The sequence below is a fragment of the Streptomyces sp. NPDC054932 genome, assembly GCF_053610205.1.
Genome location: NZ_JBSGXU010000380.1, coordinates 1 through 2,033, shown reverse-complemented (window position 1 = coordinate 2,033; position 2,033 = coordinate 1). Strand labels below are relative to the sequence as shown.

The 2,033-nt window shown below is 72.9% G+C and carries 1 protein-coding gene; it reads right to left on the bottom strand.

From position 1 onward, the window contains the following. Positions 1 to 145: 145 nt before the first annotated feature. Positions 146 to 2,033, bottom strand: a 1,888-nt coding sequence (locus ACWGE1_RS40935) for a serine hydrolase (RefSeq protein ID WP_453425549.1), incomplete at its 5' end; no start/stop codon positions are given.

Here is a 2,033-nt window from a genome sequence, read left to right as displayed (position 1 = left end):
GGCGCGGGGGGGGGTGTGTGCGCGGCCCCGGCGCGGGTCTGTCGGGGACCCCGCTGCGGGGGGGCCCCGCCGGCCGGGCGGGGCCTTCACCGGCGGGGGGGGGGGGCCCCGGGGGCCCGCCACCTCCCCTCTGCCCGGACGGTCCCTAGAAGCCGCGGGTGATCCGCGTGCCGAACGCGGGCTCGGCCAGGGCCCCCTTGACCGCGACGGGCACGCTCTTGGCGCCCTCCCCGATGCCGACCGTCAGGACGGCCACCTCGGCGCCGTCCTTCGCGGTGTGCGGGAGCGGTCCGCCGCCGGCACCGGCACCGGCGCCGGCCGTGAGGGACAGCTTCAGCCGCTGGCCCGGCACGCCGATCACATTCAGGTCCTTGGTGGCCACCAGCGGCGTACGGCCGCCGAGTCCGTCGTCGACATGGCCGACGACGTCGCCCTTGCGGATCACCGGGACCGACGCGAGCGCAGTGCGCACCGACTCGATGATCTTCTTGCTGTTCGCCAGCACCAGCTTCAGGCTGTTGGCGGCGTCCTCGTCCGGCCCGTCCACCCGCTGATCCATCAACGTGCCGAGGATCAATGGCGTCTCGTCACCGACCGACTTGTACGCCGCCCACATCAGGGTCCCGCCGGCGGGGGTGCTGGAACCGGTCTTGATGCCGCGGATGCTGAGGCCCTGGGCGGTGAGCAGCTCGTTGTTGTTCTCGAGCCGCTGTGACAATCCCTTGATCGTGGCGTTCGGCATCGCGACGATCGTGCGGAACGTCTCGTCCTTCATGACGGCTTCGGCGAGCTTCAGCTGGTCGGCGGCGGTGCTGACGGTGCCCGCGTCCAGACCGCTGGGGTCCGTGTACGTGGTGTCCTTCATCCCGAGCTCCCTGGCGGCGGCGTTCATCTTCTCGACGAACGCGGCCTCGGAGTCGGTGCCAGTGTCCCAGCGCGCCAGCAGTCGGGCCACGTTGTTGCCCGAGGGGATCATGAGCATCTTCAGCATGTCCTGCTGGCTGAACTTCGCCCCGGCCGTGAGGCCCGTGATCCGGGACTCGTGCTCGGAGTTGCCGTCCGCCACCGTCTTCGCGTCGACCGTGACGTCGGGACCGGTTTCGGTCTTGCGCAGCGGGTGGCCCTTGAGGATCACATAGGCCGTCATCACCTTGGCCACGCTGGCCGTCGGGACGGGCTTCTGCTCGCCGAAGGTACCGAGGTCGCCGGAGCCGGGAACACGGACGGCGCCCTGGCCCTTGGCGGGCCACGGTATGGAGAACTGCCCGTCGATGGTGCGGTCGGCCTCGGCGGCGACGAGCTGCGGGGTGGGCAGCGGGCGCAGCAGCTGGGCGCCGACACCGGCGCCCGCGAGCAGGAGCAGGATCGGCGTCCATATCTTGACGCGGCGCACCGCGGTCCGGCGCGGGGTCTCGGCCGGGGGAGCGGTGTTGGTGAGCTCGGCCAGCAGATCCAGCGGGGGCAGCGGCGCGGCGGCGGCCGGCCCGGCCGGCCTGGCCGGCCGGGCCTCGGGCGAAGCCGGTGCGACGGGCGCGGGGACGTCGACGTCCTTGAGCGCGACGAACTGGCTCGTCCGCTCGGAGTCCGGCTCCACCTCCCGCGCCCAGGAGGGCGCCTTCCGCGGAGCACCGGGCCCGTCGGCCACGGGAACGGGCCGGACAATGAGCTGCGTCTCGTCGGCCGCGGCCGCGGCCTTGGCCTGGGGCTTCGCCCGAGGCTCGCCGGTGGGCCCGGTTTTGGCTTCGGGTTCGGCTTCGGCCTGGGGTTCGGGCTTCGACTCGGCCTCGGGCTTGGCGCCGGCCTCGGTCTTGGCCTTCGCTGCGGTGTCGGGCTCGGCTTCGGCCTTCGGCTTTGTCTCAGGTTCGGGCTCGGCATCCGCCGTGAGGTCGGGCTTCGACGCGGCGTCGGCCTCCGGCTTGGCCTCGGGCTTGGCGTCGGCCTCGGTCTTGGCCTTCGCCGCGGTGTCGGGCTCGGCCTGGGCCTTCGGCTTTGTCTCAGGTTCGGGCTCGGCATCCGCCGTGAGGTCGGGCTTC